Origin of the sequence: Rhizobium sp. LjRoot98, assembly GCF_964252935.1 — a bacterium.
Lineage (GTDB): Bacteria > Pseudomonadota > Alphaproteobacteria > Rhizobiales > Rhizobiaceae > Pararhizobium.
The window spans coordinates 277,475-298,458 of sequence record NZ_CAXUPW020000003.1; the positions used below are offsets into that span (position 1 = coordinate 277,475).

Annotated in this window: 19 protein-coding genes; 9 read left to right on the plus strand and 10 right to left on the minus strand. The window is 59.7% G+C overall.

What is annotated here, in order from left to right; all coding sequences use genetic code 11:
• Positions 1-100: 100 nt before the first annotated feature.
• From ACSQ3J_RS13185 to gfa, 6 genes are all read left to right on the plus strand, one after another.
• On the plus strand, positions 101-826 hold the full coding sequence (locus ACSQ3J_RS13185; protein ID WP_436039291.1) for a beta-ketoacyl-ACP reductase: 726 nt from the start codon (positions 101-103) through the stop codon (positions 824-826).
• A gap of 920 nt (positions 827-1,746) precedes the next feature.
• Positions 1,747-4,848, plus strand: a complete 3,102-nt coding sequence (locus tag ACSQ3J_RS13190) for a helicase-related protein (protein ID WP_436039342.1) — start codon at positions 1,747-1,749, stop codon at positions 4,846-4,848.
• Between the two features lie 16 nt (positions 4,849-4,864).
• On the plus strand, positions 4,865-5,278 hold the full coding sequence (locus tag ACSQ3J_RS13195; protein WP_436039293.1) for an RNA-binding S4 domain-containing protein: 414 nt from the start codon (positions 4,865-4,867) through the stop codon (positions 5,276-5,278).
• A 217-nt stretch (positions 5,279-5,495) separates the two neighbouring features.
• On the plus strand, positions 5,496-5,834 hold the full coding sequence (gene fdxA, locus ACSQ3J_RS13200; protein ID WP_060502854.1) for a ferredoxin FdxA: 339 nt from the start codon (positions 5,496-5,498) through the stop codon (positions 5,832-5,834).
• A 407-nt stretch (positions 5,835-6,241) separates the two neighbouring features.
• Entirely contained in the window at positions 6,242-6,811 is a 570-nt protein-coding gene (locus tag ACSQ3J_RS13205; RefSeq protein WP_060502651.1) for a CarD family transcriptional regulator, read from the plus strand.
• Positions 6,812-7,028: 217 nt separating this feature from the next.
• On the plus strand, positions 7,029-7,604 hold the full coding sequence (gfa, locus tag ACSQ3J_RS13210) for an S-(hydroxymethyl)glutathione synthase (RefSeq protein ID WP_060502652.1): 576 nt from the start codon (positions 7,029-7,031) through the stop codon (positions 7,602-7,604).
• Positions 7,605-7,694: 90 nt separating this feature from the next.
• Here gfa and typA read toward each other — a convergent pair whose 3' ends face one another.
• The 5 genes from typA to ACSQ3J_RS13235 form a co-directional block, all read right to left on the minus strand.
• Positions 7,695-9,524, minus strand: coding sequence for a translational GTPase TypA (gene typA, locus ACSQ3J_RS13215; protein WP_060502653.1), 1,830 nt, complete (start codon positions 9,522-9,524; stop codon positions 7,695-7,697).
• Positions 9,525-9,661: 137 nt separating this feature from the next.
• On the minus strand, positions 9,662-11,254 hold the full coding sequence (locus ACSQ3J_RS13220; protein WP_060502654.1) for an alkaline phosphatase D family protein: 1,593 nt from the start codon (positions 11,252-11,254) through the stop codon (positions 9,662-9,664).
• Positions 11,255-11,355: 101 nt separating this feature from the next.
• The gene (locus tag ACSQ3J_RS13225; RefSeq protein ID WP_060502655.1) at positions 11,356-13,443 is read right to left on the minus strand and encodes a M3 family metallopeptidase; all 2,088 of its coding nucleotides are present in this window, start codon (positions 13,441-13,443) and stop codon (positions 11,356-11,358) included.
• A gap of 112 nt (positions 13,444-13,555) precedes the next feature.
• Positions 13,556-14,197 carry a LysE family translocator gene (locus ACSQ3J_RS13230; protein WP_060502656.1) on the minus strand — a complete coding sequence of 214 codons (642 nt, stop codon included), beginning with the start codon at positions 14,195-14,197 and terminating at the stop codon, positions 13,556-13,558.
• A gap of 102 nt (positions 14,198-14,299) precedes the next feature.
• Positions 14,300-14,563 carry a hypothetical protein gene (locus tag ACSQ3J_RS13235; protein WP_060502657.1) on the minus strand — a complete coding sequence of 88 codons (264 nt, stop codon included), beginning with the start codon at positions 14,561-14,563 and terminating at the stop codon, positions 14,300-14,302.
• Positions 14,564-14,806: 243 nt separating this feature from the next.
• On the opposite strand from ACSQ3J_RS13235, the gene ACSQ3J_RS13240 reads away from it, so the two are divergent.
• Both ACSQ3J_RS13240 and ACSQ3J_RS13245 read left to right on the plus strand, forming a co-directional pair.
• Positions 14,807-15,286 (plus strand): MarR family winged helix-turn-helix transcriptional regulator, encoded by a 480-nt coding sequence (locus ACSQ3J_RS13240; RefSeq protein WP_060502658.1) that lies wholly within the window; start codon positions 14,807-14,809, stop codon positions 15,284-15,286.
• A gap of 8 nt (positions 15,287-15,294) precedes the next feature.
• Positions 15,295-16,500, plus strand: coding sequence for a multidrug effflux MFS transporter (locus tag ACSQ3J_RS13245; protein WP_060502855.1), 1,206 nt, complete (start codon positions 15,295-15,297; stop codon positions 16,498-16,500).
• A gap of 55 nt (positions 16,501-16,555) precedes the next feature.
• On the opposite strand, the gene ACSQ3J_RS13250 is transcribed toward ACSQ3J_RS13245, so the two are convergent.
• The 3 genes from ACSQ3J_RS13250 to ACSQ3J_RS13260 all read right to left on the minus strand — a co-directional run bounded on the left by ACSQ3J_RS13250 (position 16,556) and on the right by ACSQ3J_RS13260 (position 18,452).
• On the minus strand, positions 16,556-17,773 hold the full coding sequence (locus ACSQ3J_RS13250) for an argininosuccinate synthase (RefSeq protein ID WP_060502659.1): 1,218 nt from the start codon (positions 17,771-17,773) through the stop codon (positions 16,556-16,558).
• Between the two features lie 144 nt (positions 17,774-17,917).
• Complete coding sequence (locus ACSQ3J_RS13255) at positions 17,918-18,226, minus strand: type II toxin-antitoxin system RelE/ParE family toxin (RefSeq protein ID WP_348270795.1); 309 nt, start codon at positions 18,224-18,226, stop codon at positions 17,918-17,920.
• Positions 18,204-18,452, minus strand: coding sequence for a type II toxin-antitoxin system ParD family antitoxin (locus ACSQ3J_RS13260; protein ID WP_060502660.1), 249 nt, complete (start codon positions 18,450-18,452; stop codon positions 18,204-18,206). Before ACSQ3J_RS13260 ends, ACSQ3J_RS13255 begins: the two co-directional genes overlap by 23 nt.
• A gap of 84 nt (positions 18,453-18,536) precedes the next feature.
• On the opposite strand from ACSQ3J_RS13260, the gene ACSQ3J_RS13265 reads away from it, so the two are divergent.
• Entirely contained in the window at positions 18,537-19,178 is a 642-nt protein-coding gene (locus ACSQ3J_RS13265) for a LysE family translocator (RefSeq protein WP_060502661.1), read from the plus strand.
• On the opposite strand, the gene ACSQ3J_RS13270 is transcribed toward ACSQ3J_RS13265, so the two are convergent.
• Together ACSQ3J_RS13270 and ACSQ3J_RS13275 are read right to left on the minus strand one after the other, a co-directional pair.
• Complete coding sequence (locus tag ACSQ3J_RS13270) at positions 19,179-19,973, minus strand: ABC transporter ATP-binding protein (RefSeq protein ID WP_060502662.1); 795 nt, start codon at positions 19,971-19,973, stop codon at positions 19,179-19,181.
• Positions 19,970-20,848 (minus strand): ABC transporter permease, encoded by an 879-nt coding sequence (locus tag ACSQ3J_RS13275; protein ID WP_060502663.1) that lies wholly within the window; start codon positions 20,846-20,848, stop codon positions 19,970-19,972. The genes ACSQ3J_RS13270 and ACSQ3J_RS13275 overlap by 4 nt, the downstream gene beginning before the upstream one ends.
• Between the last annotated feature and the right edge of the window lie 136 nt (positions 20,849-20,984).

The window sequence follows — 20,984 nt, forward strand, 5'->3', positions numbered from 1 at the left end:
GCCGGGACTAACTCCACGGCAAAAAGCCGGAAAGCTGCGTCTGAGGACGCAGGCGCAAGACAAAGTGAAAGACAAAACGAAAAAAACGGGGAGTGTACGGATGAGCAGAGTAGCATTGGTTACCGGTGGTTCACGCGGTATTGGCGCCGCGATATCCATCGCCTTGAAGACGGCCGGATACAAGGTCGCTGCGAACTACGCCGGCAATGACGAGAAGGCCAAGGCTTTCACCGAAGTCACCGGCATTCCGACCTTTAAATGGGACGTTTCCGATTACGCCGAGTGCACCAAGGGAATTGCCCGGGTGGTGGATGAACTCGGCCCCGTGGAAGTGCTGGTCAACAATGCGGGCATCACCCGGGACGCCATGTTCCACAAGATGACGCCCGAAAGCTGGAGCGCGGTACTCGATACCAACCTCACAGGCCTTTTCAACATGACCCATCCCATCTGGACCGGCATGCGCGACCGCAATTTCGGCCGCGTGATCAACATCTCCTCGATCAATGGTCAGAAAGGCCAGATGGGGCAGGTCAACTATTCAGCCGCCAAGGCGGGTGACCTCGGCTTCACCAAGGCGTTGGCTCAGGAGGGCGCTGCCAAGGGCATTACCGTCAACGCCGTCTGCCCCGGCTACATTGGCACTGAGATGGTCCGAGCGATCCCGGAGAAGGTGCTGAATGAGCGCATCATCCCGCAAATCCCCGTCGGCCGCCTTGGCGAACCCGATGAAATCGCCCGGATCGTGGTGTTTCTGGCATCCGATGATGCCGGTTTCATCACCGGATCAACGATTTCGGCCAATGGCGGACAGTTCTTCGTCTGATCAAGCCGGTTCCTGTTTGCTGACGGCGCCTTCACGGGCGCCGTTTTGCGTTGTTGGGAAAGATTAACGCAACAGGTTCGAGGTTGACTGCGTGTTTCGGGTTATCCACGGTTTCGTATGGTTAACAATTTGATTTTATACAATATATTGCGGTGAACAAACAGGGAAACAAGTTGCGTCTGTGATTCGTCTCCGATTCGTTCCTGCTTTGGTTGATGTGTTAACGGCCGCAGCGGAAATGAGCCTCAACACCGTCTTGCAGGTAGCATCCCGCTTCTGAAGATTATCTCCATTTGCGCGGCGCAAAGGGTGGCCATTACGCGTTCTGGCCTGGATCGGAATCTGGCGAAAGAGTCTGATTCCGCTATCGTCGCAAAGGGAATTTCTACTGCCATAAGCTGTATAAAGTGGCATGCCAAACGGCTGTGTCGCAATTTGTATTTGTTTTGTTCTGGCCTCAATTTCATTTACTACTAATATTTAGGGGGTATTTCTGACCTCGCGGTTTGTGGTTAAACTTTCCTTTCAATTCAGCTATTTGGATTCTGAATCTCAAAATCACCCTGCTATCCCTTGCGGTTTGAAAAGTTCATTTTTGAAGAAAAACGGCTCCGAAAATCGTGATTCAGCATCTGGTGTGAATCCGGCTCATGAATGCAACATGTAGCGGTGAACAAACCCTGAATCCCGGCGAGTCTGCGTTTCGTCGCTGATTCGTTCCGCCACTGTTCCAGAATCCGGAGAATGAGGGTGGAAATATAGGCCAAATGCCCCATTTGCACGTTTCATGACCGCTCGCCCCTTGCGTTTGTGCTTTCGCGTGGGCATGTGTTCTGCGCCGGTTGAAACGGCTTTGAAACGCTGTGAATGGCCTTCGCAGATTGAAAGTGCGCAGGATCGATAAAGTGCCTGACCAACCGATGATCTTGAGCGGCCGCGGCGTGATCGCGGTGCTCGGCCCCACCAATACCGGCAAGACGCATTACGCGATCGAGCGCATGGTTGCGCACGAAAGCGGCGTCATCGGCCTGCCGCTGCGCCTTTTGGCGCGCGAGGTCTATACGCGCGTCGTCGAAAAGGTCGGCGCCCACAATGTCGCGCTGATTACCGGTGAGGAGAAGATCACCCCGCATATGGCGCGCTTCTCGGTCTGCACCGTCGAGGCCATGCCACGCGAGACGAAGGCGGCCTTCGTCGCAATCGATGAAGTGCAACTGGCTGGCGATCTTGAGCGCGGCCATATCTTCACCGACCGGCTGATGCATTTGCGCGGCCGTGTCGAGACGCTGCTGCTTGGCGCCTCCACCATGCGGCCGATCCTTGAGCATCTGCTCCCCGGCATTACCGTTGTCGAGCGCCCGCGTCTGTCGCAGCTTCTCTATGCCGGCTCCAAGAAGATTACCCGCCTGCCGCAACGCACCGCCATCGTGGCGTTCTCGGCCGAGGAAGTCTATGCCATTGCCGAGCTGATCCGCCGTCAGCGGGGCGGCGCCGCCGTTGTGCTTGGCGCCCTGTCGCCGCGCACCCGCAATGCGCAGGTGGCGCTCTATCAGGCCGGTGACGTCGAGTATCTGGTCGCGACCGACGCGATCGGCATGGGGCTTAACCTCGACGTCGATCATGTCGCGTTCGCGCAGGACCGCAAATATGACGGTTACCAGTTCCGCAATCTGAACCCGGGCGAACTGGCGCAGATCGCCGGCCGTGCCGGCCGTCACCTGCGCGATGGTACTTTCGGCGTCACCTCGCGGGTCGAGCCGTTCGACAATGAACTGGTGCACCGGATCGAATCGCATCAGTTCGATCCGGTCCGCGTGCTGCAGTGGCGCTCGAAGTCGCTCAACTATGCGTCCATTCAGGCGCTGAAGAAGAGTTTGGACGCCGCACCCGCCGTCCACGGGCTCACACGGGCCCTGCCGGCGGTCGATCAGCAGGCTTTGGACTATCTTTCGCGCTATCCGGAGGTTACCAGTGTTGCAACGACACCGGAGCGTGTAGAAAAACTCTGGGAGGCCTGTGCGCTTCCCGACTACCGGCGTATAACGCCGGCGCAGCATGCCGATCTGATTTCGACGATCTATGCCGATCTCGTCCGGCGTGGCACAGTGAATGAAGATTTCATGGCCGAACAGGTCCGCCGCGCGGACCATACGGATGGTGAAATCGACACATTGTCCGCGAGAATTGCACAAATCAGGACATGGACCTATGTGTCCAACCGTCCGGGATGGCTTGCCGATCCGACACACTGGCAAGAAAAGACGCGGGAAATCGAAGATCGATTGTCTGACGCGTTACATGAAAGGTTGACGAAACGCTTTGTTGATCGCAGGACATCTGTGCTCATGAAGCGCCTGAGAGAGAATGCGATGTTGGAAGCTGAAATCAGTGTAAATGGCGATGTCTTCGTTGAAGGTCATCATGTGGGACAATTGGCCGGGTTCCGTTTCACGCTGGCGACAGTGACCGATGGTCTCGATGCGCGCGCAGCGCAAGCGGCTGCGCAAAAGGCGCTCGCTCTCGAGTTCGAGGCACGGGCAGCACGGTTGCATGCGGCCGGCAATGCCGATCTGGCTCTGTCGTCGGATGGTCTCGTGCGTTGGCTCGGCGATCCCGTGGCGCGGCTGACGGCCAGCGACCATGTGATGCGCCCGCGCGTGCTCCTGCTCGCCGATGAGCAATTGCAGGGTAATGCCCGCGAGCATGTGCTTGCCCGCATCGAGCGCTTCGTCAATCATCACATCTCGACCGTGCTGAAGCCGCTCGACGATCTCTCGCGCGCCGAAGACCTTGAAGGTCTCGCCAAGGGTCTGGCTTTCCAGCTGGTTGAAAATCTCGGCGTGATGTTCCGTCGCGATGTCGCCGATGACGTCAAGTCGCTGGATCAGGAGGCGCGCGCCTCCATCCGCCGCCACGGCATCCGCTTCGGCGCCTATCACATTTTCATGCCGGCTTTGTTGAAGCCTGCACCGGCTGAACTCATCACGCTGCTCTGGGCTTTGAAGAACGACGGTCTCGACAAGCCGGGTTATGGCGATCTGATCCCCGTTCTGGCCGCCGGCCGCACCTCGGTGGTCACCGATCCGGCCTTCGAGCGTACGTTCTACAAGCTGGCCGGTTTCCGTTTCCTTGGAAAGCGTGCCGTCCGCATCGATATCCTCGAGCGTCTGGCGGATCTGATCCGTCCACTGCTTCAGTGGAAGCCGGGTACGGCGGCGCGTCCGGATGGTGCCTATGATGGCCGCCGCTTCACCGCGACGACCGCTATGCTTTCCATTCTGGGGGCAACCCCGGACGATATGGAAGAGATCCTCAAGGGCCTCGGCTACCGTGCCGATGCCGTCAAGGTCGAGGACGCGGCTGCGTTCCTCGCCGCACAGTCCGGATCTGCGGCACCGGTAACCGATGCTGTCGTTTCTGACGCGCCAGCCGAAACTGCCGATCACGATGACGCGGACGCCTCCGGCGAAGAGGCTCAGGCTTCCGAACCTGCGGCTGAAACGGCCACGGAGACTGTTCCGGCCGAGGCTGCAGCTGCGGTTGCAGGCGGCGCTGAGCAGCCGGTTATCGCCGAGCAGGTCGGCGAACTGGCCGAGCCTGTCGAAGCCAAGCCGGTTCTTCTGTGGCGCCCGGGCAGCCGCAACGACAACCAGCGTTCGGGTGGACGCCCGCAGGGTGACCGCCGTGGCGGCAACAACCGCGCTGCACAGGGCGAAGCCCGCCGCGACGGCGGTGAGCCGCGCCGTGATGGTGAAGGTCGCCGTGACGGCCGTTCCGACGATAACCGCAAGAGCGGTGGCGGCGGAAGACCGGACCGCAATCGTGGCCGTGACGGTGGCAAGCCCCAGGGCGGCCAGCGGCATGAGAAGGGCGAACGCCAGGATCGTCCGGATCGCAACGACCGCGGCGGAAAGCCGCAGGCCGCCAAGTTCGAGGCGCGACCGCCGCGCAAGGAAAAGCCGATGGATCCGGATTCGCCTTTCGCCAAGCTCGCTGCCTTGAAGGAGCAGATGAAGAAATAAGGCCAAAGAGAACAGTATGGGTGAAAAGCAGCCTCCGTCCCCGCCGGTTGTCCGCCAGCGTCTCGACAAATGGCTGTTCTTCACGCGCCTGCAAAAGTCCCGCTCGATCGCTCAGAAGGCGATCGAGTCCGGCGGTGTCCGGGTCAATGAGGCCCGTATCACCCAGCCCTCCCATGCTTTGAAAGCCGGCGATGTGGTTGTTGTCTCGCTCGACCGGCGCGACATCACCGTGCGTGTTCTGCTTGCCGGCGCCCGGCGTGGACCTTACGAGGAAGCCCGTCTGCTCTATGAAGATCTGACTCCTGCTGTTGTTCCCGGCGAAAAGCCGAATGCCTTTGAGCAGGCGACGCGCGAGCGTGGCAGCGGCCGGCCGACGAAGAAGGAACGCCGCGACGTCGACAGGCTCAAGCAGGGCTGGCATCAGGAATAGAAAACAGGATTAGAAAACTGTCCCGCCAGGTGGCTATTTGGCGCATGGATTATTCTTGCAAAGCCCCCGCAAAGCCTTTACCTCACGGGGTAAATGAGCAGCCGGGTTGCGTCACGAGAGGCGTTGGCGGGCTGGTATCCCCGAACGGATGCGGACAAGCAAACCTCTCTTCTGGTTCCTGTCTGCCGTCAAACGTGAGAAATCGCTGGAGTACCTCATGACGTATGTCGTGACCGACAATTGCATACGCTGCAAATATACCGATTGCGTTGAAGTGTGCCCGGTGGACTGCTTCTACGAAGGTGAGAATTTTCTGGTCATTCATCCCGACGAGTGCATCGATTGCGGCGTCTGCGAGCCGGAATGTCCGGCCGGAGCCATCAAGCCGGATACCGAACCGGGCCTCGATATGTGGCTGAAGGTTAATGCAGACTTCGCCACACAATGGCCCAATCTCACCGTCAAGCGTGATGAGATGCCGGAAGCCAAGGAAATGGACGGCGTAGAAGGCAAGTACGAAAAGTACTTTTCGCCGAAGCCTGGCCAGGGCGACTGACGCAGGCAACCTTTTGCAGCCGGTCGATTTCCGGGCTGCAAAAGATGGCGAAATTTGGGGAATCATGGCTTAACCATGTCCGTGACGGGCTGGTTGGCCTTGATGGCCGTTGTAAAGCAAATTATTGATTTCCGCAGTTTTTTATGATAGGGTCTAAAAACTGATCCACATCGTGGCACTTGCGTGTGCCCGAAAAACCATCACGAAAGCAAAAGAATCCCACTGCGCGGCTGACCCCAAATACGCAACGGCAGTTGCTTGTGTGTGATCGCTTCGCAGAAGATCGATTTGATGACCGTTGGAACGGATCAGTATGGAGTCACCCGACGGTGCCCCCGTCCATCCCGGGCCTGACTGACCCGGCCCCGGCGCGTTGCCGGGAGCGTAACAGGGAGTTTTTGAAACGAATGACGACCCAGCAGAAAAAATCTTCGACACGCCATGGATTCAAGACCGGTGAATCGATCGTTTACCCAGCCCACGGCGTTGGACAAATTGTAGCAATTGAAGACCAGGTGGTTGCGGGCATGACGCTCGAACTGTTTGTCATCGACTTCGAAAAGGACAAGATGCGTCTCAAGGTGCCGGTAGCAAAGGCCGTCTCCATTGGCATGCGCAAGCTCTCTGAGACCGATTTCGTTGAACGTGCATTGAAGGTCGTCCAGGGCAGGGCGCGCGTCAAGCGGACCATGTGGTCCCGCCGTGCGCAGGAATATGATGCAAAGATCAATTCCGGTGACCTGATCTCGATCGCCGAAGTTGTGCGTGACCTCTATCGTGCTGAAAACCAGCCGGAGCAGTCCTATTCCGAACGTCAGCTTTACGAAGCAGCACTTGACCGCATGGCGCGCGAAATCGCAGCCGTGAACAAGATGTCGGAAACGGAAGCTGTCCGTCTTGTTGAAACGAACCTCAACAAGGGTCCGAAGCGCGGCAAGGCCATCGAAGAAGACGAAGCGCAGGAAGAAGCTGCGTAAGCATCCTTCGAGCAATGCCTCCATCTCAAAAGCCCTGTCAGCGATGACGGGGCTTTTTTGTATCCGGTGGGCGGAGATAGGATCAGGACGCATTGCTACGTAGCGGACGCTTGCCGGGAGACTCTTTGCGCCAGCGTGGTATGCTCCTTGCGGACGCCTCGCCGCGATCTGCCGGCACGGGAGGCGGAACTATAGGGAACCGGCACCGGAGGAGAAAATGCCTGCTACCGTTTCTCTACATCCATTGCTCGACAAGGGCGTACCCAGGGGCGCGTCCGGCTTTACCGGCGGTGTCCTGGTCTGCGCGTGTGCTGACCGGCCCGTGAGGGTCAAAATCGAAGGCGACGTCGCTCATAACCATGCCTGCGGTTGCACCAAATGCTGGAAACCGGCCGGAGCGGCCTTTTCGGTGGTCGCGGTGGTTCCGCACGACAAGATCACTGTGCTTGAAAACGGCGACAAGCTCGAAGTCGTCGATAAGACTGCGCTGATCCAGCGGCATGCCTGCAAGGGCTGCGGCGTGCACATGTACGGGCCTGTCGAGCGGGAGCATCCCTTCCAGGGGCTGGATTTCATTCACCCGGAACGCTTCGACAAGGATGGCTGGTCGCCGCCGGGCTTTGCCGCGTTTGTTTCCTCGATCATCGAATCCGGCACCAAGCCGGATGATATGCCCGCTATTCGTGCCCGCCTGACGGAACTCGGCCTGACGCCATCCGATTGCCTGAACAATGCCCTGATGGACTACATCGCCACCTGGACGGCGAAGAAGAGTGGCGTTCTGAAGTCCTGACCGGCAGGTCGTCGTATCGTCATGCCAAAATGAAAAAGGGCGCAGCGATCGAAATCACTGCGCCCATTTCTATTGTCCGGTGCTGTCTGCTTATGCAGCGCCGCGCGACTTTTCAAACCGCTTGCGGTCGTTCGAGTCGAGGTACATCTTGCGCAGGCGGATGTTCTTCGGTGTCACTTCGACCAGTTCGTCGTCCTGGATCCAGGACAGCGCGCGGTCGAGCGTCATGCGGATCGGCGGGGTCAGCTTGACGGCTTCGTCCTTGCCCGAGGCGCGCATGTTGGTGAGCTTCTTGCCCTTCAACACGTTGACTTCCAGATCGTTGTCACGTGTGTGGATGCCGATGATCATGCCGGCATAGACCTTTTCGCCGGCGTCGATGATCATCGGGCCGCGGTCTTCCAGGTTGAACATGGCGTAGGCGACGGATTCGCCGGCATCGTTGGAGAGCAGAACGCCCTGAACACGGCCGCCGATATCGCCCTTGTATGGCTGATATTCGTGGAACAGACGGTTCATGATTGCCGTGCCGCGCGTATCGGTCAGAAGTTCCGACTGGTAGCCGATCAGGCCGCGGGTCGGTGCGAAGAACTTCAGGCGAACGCGGTTGCCGCCGGACGGGCGAAGCTCGGCCATTTCAGCCTTACGCTCGGACATCTTCTGGACGACGATGCCGGAATGCTCTTCATCGACGTCGATGACGACTTCTTCGACGGGCTCCAGCATCTGGCCGGTGGCTTCGTCCTTGTGCATGACGACACGCGGACGCGATACGGCAAGCTCAAAACCTTCGCGGCGCATGGTTTCGATGAGAACGGCCAGCTGCAATTCGCCACGGCCGGAAACGTAGAACGAATCCTTGCCTTCGGCTTCTTCGATCTTCAGCGCGACGTTGCCTTCGGCTTCCTTGAACAGGCGGTCACGAATGACGCGCGATGTAACCTTGTCGCCTTCGGTGCCGGCCAGCGGGCTGTCGTTGACGATGAAGGACATGGTGACGGTCGGCGGGTCGATCGGCTGGGCATGCAGTGCCTCGGTAACCGACGGGTCGCAGAACGTGTCGGCAACCGTGCCCTTGGACAGGCCGGCGATGGCGACGATGTCGCCCGCATGTGCTTCGTCGATCGGCGTGCGCTCGATGCCGCGGAAGGCGAGGATCTTGGAGATACGACCCTGTTCGATCAGCTTGCCGTCCTGGCCCAGAACCTTGACGGCCTGGTTCGGCTTGATCGAGCCGGAATGGATGCGGCCGGTGATGATGCGGCCGAGGAAGGGGTTGGCTTCCAGGATCGTGCCGATCATGCGGAATGCGCCGTCTTCGTCGCCAACGCTCGGCTCAGGAACGTGCTTGAGAACGAGGTCGAGAAGCGGCGCGAGGCCTTCTTCCTTCGGACCTTCCGGGTTGACGTTCATCCAGCCGTTACGGCCCGAACCGTAGAGGATCGGGAAGTCGAGCTGCTCGTCGGTTGCGTCGAGATTGGCGAAGAGGTCGAAGACTTCGTTGATGACTTCTTCGTGGCGGCCGTCCGGACGGTCGATCTTATTGATCGCGACGATCGGGCGAAGGCCGACCTTCAGTGCCTTGGAGACGACGAACTTGGTCTGCGGCATCGGGCCTTCCGACGAGTCGACCAGAACGATCGCGCCATCCACCATCGACAGGATACGCTCGACTTCGCCGCCGAAGTCGGCGTGGCCGGGGGTGTCGACGATGTTGATACGGACGCCCTTCCACTCGATCGAGGTGGCCTTGGCGAGAATGGTAATGCCGCGCTCTCTTTCGAGGTCGTTCGAATCCATCATGCGCTCGGTCGTGCGCTGGTTGTCGCGGAAAGAACCCGACTGCTTCAGAAGTTCGTCGACTAGAGTGGTTTTCCCATGGTCAACGTGTGCGATGATCGCGATGTTGCGCATTTTCATGTGTGAATCTCGGAGGTTTCGGGGCGTATGTGAGGGACGCCGCATCTTCAATTGCGCGGCTCATACAGGTTTTTTTGCATTTGCGAAAGGGGGGGCGGGGCGCAAAGTCTTGCGCCGTGGTGAATCCGGTGGCCGTTTCATACGGAATTTCCAATGGGATCGAGCGTAATTTGCCACAACTCGTGATCGTCCCGGTCCATCAGCCGAACGGTCATCTGCTCGGTCTGGCCGTTGATATCGATAAGGCCGAAGAACTGCAGGCCGGCGGATGGCGGCAGGTTCTGGTCGATGCCGGTACCCGCAGCCTTGATGAAGCGCACGTCAGGACCGAACGTCATGTCCAGTTCTTTCGGGCCATAGGTGCCTGAATGCAGCGGACCGGAGACGAATTCCCAGAACGGCAGGAAGTCCTTGAAGGCGGCGCGTGAAGGGTCGTAGTGGTGGGCGGCGGTATAGTGCACGTCGGCCGTCAGCCAGATGGTGTTCTGGATGGCATTATCACGGATGAACGTGAGGATATCGGCGAATTCCTTCTCGCGGCCCGCTGGTTGGCCGTTATCGCCATTGGCAATCGCATCGGAGCCGCGCCGGTTGGCAAAGTCGTCCCAGACGACGAGACCGATCGGCATGTCGCAGGCAATCACCTTCCAGGTGGCTTTCGAGGCGGCCAGTTCCCGCTTCAGCCAATCCGCCTGCCGCCAGCCGAACAATTCGTTGCCACCACCCTGGTTGGCTTCGCGATAGGAGCGCAGATCAACGAAGAATACGTCGAGCAGACGGCCATACGGGATCTTGCGGAAGATGCGGCCGGGCTGGGCGGGGATGGCGCGGATCGGCGTCATTTCCTGGAAAGCCTGCATGGCACGCGCCGCATAGACGGACACGTCCTTGTCCGGGTAGCGGTTATCGTCGCGCAGATCGGTCGAGGGCGACCAGTTGTTCAAAACCTCATGATCGTCCCACTGATAGAAAGTCGGGCAGGCAGCATTGAGGGCGCGGACGTGCTCGTCGAGCAGATTGTATTTCCATTGGCCGCGATATTCATCGAGTGTGCGGGCGACCTCGCGTTTCTCCGGCGTCACGATCCGGTTTTTCCAGATCGTGCCGTCTCTCAAGGCTATCTCGTCGGGGATCGGGTTGTCGGCATAGATCGTGTCACCGGAATGAATGAAGAAATCCGGCTCGTGCAATTGCATGGTCGAGTAGGTCTTCATGCCGGTGTCATCAATGCCCCAGCCCTGACCAGCCGTGTCGCCCGACCAGACGAAGCGCACCGAACGGCGGCGCAGCGGGGCGGTCCGAAACCGGCCGGTGACGGGCTCGGACACGCTGTTGCTGTCATAGAGATCGGTTGCGGTGAAACGATAGAAGATGTCCTGATCAGGCAGCAAGTTGTCGAGCGCACATTTGACCGCAAAATCGCTGCCGGGCAGCGCATCAATCGACGGCAATCGGATGGATGCGGAAAAGCTTTCGGTGGTCGAGTATTCGACGGCGATGCGCGACGGCCGGTCCGCCCGCGTCCAGATCATGCCGGATTTGGTATCGACATCGCCGGACTGCACGCCATGGGTGAAGAACGGTCTCCCGGAGCTTCGGGAATAGAATGGTGTGGCAAGAACCGACGTGGCGGCAAACCCGGCAGCGCCTGCCGAGAGCAGGAAGGAGCGGCGGGTCAGCGTATCCTGAATATCGACCAAATCGGCCTCCGGTACCGTCTCGGGAATCATCTGAAACCCGAGCCGGACCTTTGGCGAAAGCGATGTCAGTTCGTTTACAGTTGGATGAATCTATTCCAACGGTTTGGCGACAGTTCCGTGACTGCGGCCCCTCAGGCGTCGGAACCTGAAAGCTCTTCCGTGATCGCCAAGCCCTTCTTGGCCAGCATCGCATCCGGGCTTGGCAGCTTGCCACGGAAGGCCTTGTAGGCGTCTTCCGGGTCGATCGAGCCGCCAACGGAATAGATGTGGTCCTTCAACTTGCCTGCCATCGCCGCATTGAACGCATCGCCGGTTTCCTCAAAGGCGGCGAAGGCGTCGGCGTCGAGCACTTCCGACCACATGTAGGAATAGTAGCCGGCCGAATAGCCGCCGGCGAAGATGTGCTGGAAATGCGGGGAGGCATGGCGCATGACCAGCGACTTTGGAATGCCAAGCTCAGCCAGGATTTCTGCCTGAACCGCCATCGGGTCATCAATCGGGCCGCGTGTGTGGAATTCCATGTCGACGATCGCCGACGAGGTGAATTCCACCGTGTTGAACCCGGCGTTGAAGGTGCGCGCCGCCAGAACCTTGTCGAGCAGCGCCTGCGGCATCGTCTCGCCAGTTTCGAAATGCACGGCATATTGCTTGAGGATCGCAGGCACCGTCAGCCAATGTTCGTAGAGCTGCGAGGGCAGTTCGACGAAGTCGCGCGATACGGATGTGCCTGATACCGACGGATAGGTCACATCCGACAGCATGCCGTGCAGAGCGTGGCCGAATTCGTGGAACAGCGTGCGGGCATCATCGAGCGACAGCAGCGCCGGTTTGCCTTCCGCCGGTTTTGCAAAATTGCAGACATTGTAGATGATCGGGATTTCACCTGTTTTGCCGTTCTTCAGCGGCAGCTTGTGCTGCGACTGGAACGCGCTCATCCAGGCGCCGGACCGCTTCGAGCTGCGGGCAAAATAGTCGCCGAGGAAGAGTGCGATGAGCGTGTTACCGGCATCGCGGATTTCGAAGACGCGCACATCCGGATGGTAGGCGGTGATGCCTTTCTTCTCGATCGCCCGAATGCCGAACAGCCGGTTAGCAACATCGAAGCAGGCGTCGATGATCTTTTCGAGCTGCAAATAAGGCTTCAGTTCCGCTTCGGAAAAATTGAATTTTTGCGCACGGATGCGTTCGGAATAGAAGCGCCAGTCCCAGGGCATGACATCGTGGTTCTTGCCGTCTTCGGCAATCATGTTTGCGATGTCGGCTTCTTCCTCGCGAGCGCGCTTGACGGCCTTTGCCCAGACGGCGCGCAGGAGTTCGTTTACGGCAGCAGGCGTCTTTGCCATTGTGTTGTCGAGCTTCATTTCGGCGAAGTTACCGTAGCCGAGCAAGCTGGCGACTTCGCTGCGCAGTGCCAGCGTTTCGCGGATGACGCCGCGATTGTCTGTCTCGCCCGGATTTTCGCCGCGGGCGACCCATGCCTTGAAGGATTGCTCACGCATGTCCCGGCGTTCCGAAAATGTCAGGAAAGGCTCGATGATCGAGCGCGATAGTGTCACGGCGTATTTGCCGTCTTCGCCGCGTTCGCGCGCTGCCGATGCCATGGCGTCCTTCAGAAAATCCGGAAGGCCGTCGAGTTCCGGCCCATCCGACAGAATGAGCGACCAACCCTTTTCGTCGGCCAGCACGTTCTGGCCGAACCGGGTGCTAAGACCGGCGAGCTTTTCGTTGATCCCGGCAAGGGTTTCTTGCTCCGGCTTCGGCAGCTTCGCGCCGGATTTGACGAACCCCTTCCAGTGGCGCTCCAATACCCGGATTTGCTCCAGTGTGAGGCCGAGGCTTTCACGCTTCTCCCAGAGCTGGTCGATGCGCTGGAACAGCGCGGCGTTCATGCCGATTTTCGAATAATGCCGCGACATCTTTGGCGAGATATCCCGCTCCAGCGCCTGGATGGTATCATTCGTGTGGGCGCCGGCACGGTTCCAGAACAGCGACGAGACCCGCGACAGCGCATCGCCGGCGGTCTCGAGCGCGACAATGGTGTTTTCAAATGTTGGCGCGGCCGGATTGCCGGCAATTTCGCTGATTTCGGCCTCGTGTCCGGCAAGGGCGGCCTCGAAGGATGCCGCAAAATCGCTGTCGCTGACCGCCTCGAAGCGCGGCAACCCGTTCGGGCCGTTCCAGTCGGTGATGGCAGCGTTCAGCGCGGGGCTCGATGTCATGGGCAGTCCTTTCGCATTCCGGTCTGTCCCGCCGATAGCGGGTGCTGCGTCCCGTTGTCGGCAGCGATTGTGGAGATATCAAGATGTCAGGTGGGCGCTCTGGGATCGCCGGTCAAGGCTTGCGCAATCCCAAAAGGCCGGGCGCCGCATGCCACACGGCCTGCACGGCAAAGCCCATGAACAGAACGCCGGAGAGGCGCACGATCGCCAGTTCGTGGCGGCGGTAGAAGCGCCGGACCACGGAGGCACCGATGATGCCGATCAGAATGACATCGGCAACAAGAAAGCCGAGGAAGGAAACGGCCAGCAGCGCGGGTAGCGCGTGAAAATCAAGCGCGTTGGAAGATCCGGCGAGCAGCGCGGTAAACGTCGCCAGCGCCACCGGATAGCCTTTCGGATTGGTCAGGCCGAAGATCAGGCCACGCCGGTACGGCCGCTCGACGGTCATCAAGGGCCGGTTTTCGCCGCGGGGCTTGGCCCTCAGCGCGTTCCAGCCGATCCAGGCAAGATAGAAGCCGCAGAGCAGGCCAAGAACATCGAAGACCGTGCTGCCGATCGTCTTGGCGCCGACAATCGCGACCAAAGCCAGCGTAGACCAGAGCAGATCGCCTGCCAGATGCCCACCCATGAACATCGCCCCCGCCTTGCGGCCTTGGCCTGCGCCAATACCAAGAAGGGCAAGAAAAGCGGGGCCGGGAATGAGCACATAAAGAAGGGCTGCCAGAAAGGCGCCGAAAAGCAGGGTCTGCGTCATGGAATCTCCTCGCGCGTGAAGCCCATTCGACCTTGCGCGGATGATTCCGTCAAGATGCGGGCAGAGCCAAGTCAGGCCCTGCCGCGCGAAAATCGGTGACGCTTATTTGGTCTCTGTTGCCTTCATGGCATTGTCGAGATGCGTAGCGCATTCTGTGGTCTTGCCGTCCTTCATCGCCATCTTGGCGCTGTCGACTTCCTTCATGGCCATCATCATCTGATCCTTCTTCATCGGATCGGTCATGCCCTTGGCCATTTCTTCCGTTTTCATGATCGATGCGTCATCGCAGGCCATCATGCCGGCGGCAAAGGCCGGAGCCGAAAGGCTGGCAGCGAGAATTGTGGTGGCGAAAATTGTCTTGAACATATCATCTCTCCCAATAGGCCGGGAGCGTGATTGCCCCCACTGCGAACTCTGCATCCGGGTGCTGGACACGTTCAATTCACGCATGCGCGATGCACGCTGTTGTCATAACCCGTGCTTTTGATTGATGATTTCGTGATCGATTTATTATCAATTTTGAATATTTGAATTCAGCTTCATGCGAAACTTGCCGGTGCGTCCGGCTCTTGATAAGTAAAGCTTACGATTATCCCAAAGCGAGTTCCCATGCCGGTCAGACTGGAAACCGATACGATCGGCATGTTGCTCACCGACGTGTCGCGGCTGCTGCGCGGGGCATTCGACCGCCGCATCACGGCGTCGGCTCTGGGCGTGACGCCGGGCGAGGCCCGGGCGCTGATCCAGGTGGCGGCGACCGAGGGGATCAAGCAGGCCGATATCGCCATCAGGATGGGTATCGAGCCAATGACGCTCTCCACCTATCTTGACCGTTTGGAAGGTCTGGACCTTGTCGAGCGGGTTCCTGATCCGTGCGATCGCCGGGCAAAGAATGTCGTTGTCACGGATAAGGCCGATCCGTTGCTTCTTAATATTCGCAGGGAAGTCCGCGACCTGATGGATCAGGTAACCTCAGGGCTTGATGCGGATGGCCGAGAGGCCCTTCGTGCAAGCCTGAAGGGTCTGCGCGAAAACCTGCACCAGCTGGACCGCTCCGTTTCCTCCGACAAGAAAAGTGTTTCCGAATGAACTTGCGGATGAGCGAACGCCGGACCAGCATGCTCGGCGCCTTGCTGGCGACGCTTGGGCCGATCTCCATGTCGATCTACACCCCGGCCATGCCGGAGCTGGTGCAGGCCTTCGCCACGACGGAATCGATGATCAAGCTGACGCTGTCGGTCTATTTCGGTGGCTTCTCGGTGGCCCAGCTGATCGCCGGTCCGATGTCGGATGCGTTCGGCCGCAAAAAGGCGACGCTGGCTTTCGTCGGTATCAATCTGCTTGGCAGCCTCGTTTGCGCCTTTGCGCCGACGGTCGATTGGCTGCTGGCCGGGCGGCTCATTCAGGGTATCGGCGCTTCCGTCGGCATCACTGTTGCCCGCGCCATCGTCCGCGATCAGTTTACCGGTGCCGAGGCATCGCGGATCATGAACCTGATCGGCATCATGCTGGCCATCGGCCCGGCCATGGCGCCGACCCTCGGCGGCTTGGCGTTGGCTGCATTTGGCTGGCAGGCGATTTTCTTCCTGTTGATCGGGTTCGGGCTGATCGCCATTGTCGCTGTCATCGTCTTCATGCGCGAAACCACGGTGCCGGATCGCCGCCGCGCCCGGCCGGGTCCGCTTGTGTCGGCCTATGGCGAGCTTATCCGTGATCCCCGTTTCGTTGCCGCTGCCATCGTGCTCGGCGGTTCGGTGGGTGCTCTCTATGCGCAATCGACCATGCTATCCTTCATTCTGATCGACAGGGTCGGCATGACGCCGACGGCTTTCGGAATCGGCATGCTGATGCAGAGCGGTTGCTATTTTTCAGGCTCGGTCTGCCTGAAGCTGACAGCGGCAAAACTGGGCGGAGAAGGATCGGTTCGTGTCGGGCTTGCCCTGTGTGGGATCGGCGCGCTGATGATTGCGCTATCCGTCCATTTCATCGCGCCGAGCTATCTTTCGGTGATGCTGCCGATCGCCTTTTCCGCCTTCGGCACCGCTTTCCTGACCCCGCACATGACCACGGCCGCCCTGCATTCCTTCCCGCACATTGCCGGTTCGGCATCGGCGATGATGGGCTTCATCCAGATGGCCGGCGGCTTTCTTGGCGGACTTGCAGCGGCCCTTCTCGGCACGCCGTTCATCGCCTTCGGCGTGATCATCCCGGTGATGCTGTTGACCTCGGTTGTCAGCTATGTCTGGTTTCAATATTCGACGCGGCGTCTGGTGCTGGATAGCGCCAGGACGTCGGGCGAATAAACGAAAAAGCCCGCCTCCTTGCGGAAGCGGGCTCCTGAGCGAAAACCTTAAATGCTTACTTGTCGCGGTTGCGGGCAGCCAGCGTGCGCAGGCGCAGCGCATTCAGCTTGATGAAGCCGGCGGCGTCCTTCTGGTCGTAGGCGCCCTGATCGTCCTCGAAGGTGACCAGCTTGTCGGAGTAGAGCGACTTGTTGCTCTCGCGGCCGGTGACCATGACATTGCCCTTGTAGAGCTTCAGCGTCACTTCGCCTTCGACATGCTCCTGGCTCTTGTCGATCAGCGCCTGCAGCATCTCGCGTTCCGGCGAGAACCAGAAGCCGTAATAGATCAGCTCGGCGTAGCGCGGCATGATGTCGTCCTTGAGGTGGGCTGCACCCCGGTCGAGCGTGATCGATTCAATGGCGCGGTGCGCCGCAAGCAGGATTGTGCCGCCGGGGGTCTCATAGACGCCACGCGACTTCATGCCGACGAAGCGGTTTTCGACCAAGTCGAGGCGGCCGATGCCGTTGTCGCGGCCGAGTGCGTTGAGTGCGGTCAGGATCGAGGCCGGGCTCATTTCCTTGCCGTCGATCGAAACGGCGTCACCCTTGCGGAAGCCGATCTTGACGGTGGTTGCGACATCCGGAGCCTCTTCCGGCGAGATGGTGCGCATGTAAACGTAGTTCGGGGCTTCGACAGCCGGATCTTCCAAAACCTTGCCCTCGGACGAGGAGTGCAACAGGTTGGCGTCGACGGAGAACGGCGCTTCGCCCTTCTTGTCCTTGGCAACCGGGATCTGGTGGGCTTCGGCAAACGCGAGCAGGTCGGTGCGGCTCTTGAACGACCAGTCGCGCCAGGGCGCGATGATCTTGATGTCGGGGTTCAGCGCATAGGCCGAAAGCTCGAAACGGACCTGGTCGTTGCCCTTGCCGGTGGCGCCATGGGCAATCGCGTCCGCGCCGGTTTCGCGGGCGATTTCGATCAGGTGCTTGGAGATCAGCGGGCGGGCGATCGAAGTGCCGAGCAGGTAGACGCCTTCATAGACGGCATTGGCGCGGAACATCGGGAAGACGAAATCCTTGACGAATTCTTCGCGCACATCGCGGATGTAGATATCCTTGATGCCCATCATCTCAGCCTTCTTGCGGGCCGGCTCGAGCTCTTCGCCCTGGCCGAGATCGGCGGTGAAGGTGACGACTTCAGCGCCGAGTTCGGTCTGTAGCCATTTCAGGATGATCGACGTGTCGAGACCGCCGGAATAGGCGAGTACGACCTTTTTCACTTGCTTTGCCATGTTTGTCTGTCCGTCTTGTCAGAGAAAACGCGGGCTTGTCCGGGAAAGTGCGGGATCGCGCCCAAGAAAAATTCTGCGGCACTTTTAGCGAGATTGCCGGGCCACGCAACCCTCGTCACGCCGGGAAATGTTGGTTAAGCGGCGTCAGAGATGCCGCATCGGATCCATTCGCTGGTGCAGTACGCGGACTACGAGGATGCCGGTTTCGACGTGGCGATAGAAAATACAGTGAGAATTGCAGATAACGGAGAAATAACCGGGCCTGATTACCCGCAAGTCACGGCCTCTTTTTCTACCGGTGGCCAGGGCAGAAAAAGTATCGACTAGTTGACGCTGATAATCGTCTGCTTGCTTCAAGGACCATGTTTCAAAACTGTAGCGCCAAATATTTTCCAAGTCCTGTCGCGCGGCGGGTAAAAGTCTGTAGCCTCTACTTGGAGGCATATTTGGCATGCATCTGTTTGAGGAAATCCTCAAAGTCGAACTCGACGGGGTCGCCTGATTCCTCGCCCTCGATCAACGCGGCTTTGAGTGTCTCAAGCTTTGCATCGTCTTCGCGCAGCAGGCGCAAGCCCGCTTTAACGACATCGTTTGCGGAGGCATAGTTTCCTTCACGAACCTGCCGGTCGACAAAAGCGCCGAGCTCCTCGTCCAAAACAATCTGTGCGCTCTTTGTCATGGAAACTCCTGCCGATTACGTAGCTGCAATCTAACATGGGCTGTGATATCGAGACAACAATTCCATTCCGCGAAAGACCTGAACATGGATTTCCTGCCGAGCTTGCCGACACTTCTGGCTTTCACCGCAGCAACGCTGCTGCTGGCGGCGACGCCGGGTCCTGATATGACGCTTTCGATCAGCCGGGCGCTGAGCCAAGGCAAGGCGGCGGCCTTCTTCATCGTTGTCGGAACCAGCCTTGGCTGTGTCGTGCACACGCTTTTGGTCGCCTTCGGCATCTCGGCACTGATCACCGCCTCGCCGACCGCCTTCATGATCCTGAAGACCGGCGGTGCCGCCTATCTGTTCTGGCTGGCGGTGCAGGCGATCCGGTATGGATCGACACTGACGGTCAAGAAGGTCGATGATACCGGTGCATCGGCTCTGGCCAATATTTCGACGGGGCTGTGGGTCAACTTGCTCAATCCGAAGGTCATCATCTTCTTCATGACCTTCCTGCCGCAGTTCGTCACCGCCAACGACCCGGCGGTGACGCAGAAGCTCCTGTTCCTCGGCTTCTTCTTCATCGTTGCGGCGATGCCGGTGAATGTCCTGGTCATTCTGACGGCTGACTGGTTGTCGAGCTGGTTGCAGCGCCGCAAGGGCGTCATGCGCGGCATCGACTACACCTTTGCCGGCGTGTTCTCGATCTTTGCGGTGAAGATCCTGTTCACGCAGACGCGCTGATCAGCCGATCAGCAGCGCGTCGTCGTCCAGCGTCTGGCCGCGAATCTTGCGGAACATGGCGATGAGGTCTTCGACCTGCAGCGTTTTGCGGCTGTCGCCGGAGACGTCGAGCACCACTTCGCCCGCATGCAGCATGATGGTACGGTGACCGAAATCAAGCGCCTGGCGCATCGAGTGGGTCACCATCAACGCTGTCAGCTTGCGCTCGGAGACGATTTTCTGAGTAAGGTTCATGATGAACTCGGCCATGCCGGGATCGAGCGCAGCCGTATGCTCGTCGAGCAACAGCACTTCGGAGCCCGCGAGCGTCGCCATGACCAGCGAGACCGCCTGGCGCTGGCCGCCCGACAGCAGGTCCATGCGGTCGCGCATGCGGTTCTCGAGGCCGAGGTTCAGCTCGGCGATCCGCTCGCGAAAATGTTCGCGGCGCTTGGGTCCGAGGGCGGGTGCGAGACCGCGGCTTTCGCCGCGCCGTGCGGCCAGCGCCAGGTTTTCCTCGATCGACAGGGCGCCGCAGCTGCCTGCCAACGGATCCTGGAAGACGCGAGCGACAAGCCCGGCGCGGGCGGCCGTGCCCTTGCGGGTGACGTCCTGATTGCCGATGGTGACTTGGCCCGAGGTCGGGATGACGTCGCCGGCAAGCACGCCAAGCACGGTGGATTTACCGGCGCCATTGGAGCCGATGACGGTGACGAAGGTGCCTTCCTCGACCGTCAGGCTGACGCCGTTCAGCGCCTGCTTCTGCAGCGGCGTTCCCTTGCCGAAGATGACCTGGATATCGTTTAGCTTGATCATGCGGCACCTCCGCGGCGCAGGCGGGGAAGAACGAGGGCGAAGGTGACGAGGGCCGCCGTGACCAGATTGAGGTCGGAGGCCTGCAGGCCGAGCATATCGGTCGAGAGCGCCAGCTGAATGGCAATGCGGTAGAGGATCGAGCCGAGCACGCAGCCGATCAGCGCAATCAGGATGCCACGTGCGCCGAGCAGGGTTTCACCGATGATGACGGCGGCGAGACCGACGACGATGGTGCCGACACCCGAGGTCACGTCGGCAAAGCCGTTGGTCTGGGCAAACAGCGCGCCGCCAAGCGCCACCAGCGCATTGGAGAGCGCCATGCCGAGATAGATCTGGCGGCTGGTATCGACGCCTTGTGCACGGGCCATGCGCGCATTGGCGCCGGTTGCCCGCATCGCGAGGCCAGCATCGCTTTCCAGGAAGCGCCAGACGGCGATGACAGCGACGACAACGAGGAGCCCGATGAACAGCGGACGAACGTAAAAGTCCCGCAGCCCAAGGCCGAAGAAGGGCGACAGCATCGTGTCGGCGTTGATCAGCGCGACGTTCGGCTTGCCCATGACGCGCAGATTGACCGAGAACAGCGCAATCATCGTCAGGATCGAGGCCAGAAGATTGAGGATACGGAAGCGGACGTTGAGGATGGCGGTGACGATGCCCGCGGCAGCGCCTGCGACCATGGCAACGCCAGAGGCGAGCCATGGATTGACCCCGGCGATGATCAGCACGGCGGTCACGGCAGCGCCAAGCGGAAACGAACCGTCAACGGTCAAATCCGGAAAATCGAGCACGCGGAAGGCGAGGAACACGCCGATGGCGACGAAGGCATAGACGAGCCCAAGCTCGACTGCTCCCCAGAAGGCAATTTGACTCACCGCGGTCGGTCCTCTTCTCTTTTCGTCTTCAAACTCGTCCGGACGCTATAGCACTTTGAAAGTAACGCCGCCGAAACCAAGCCTGTTTTACAAATGAACCGCCCCCGTATGGAAGGAGGGCGGCTCAAAATCAATC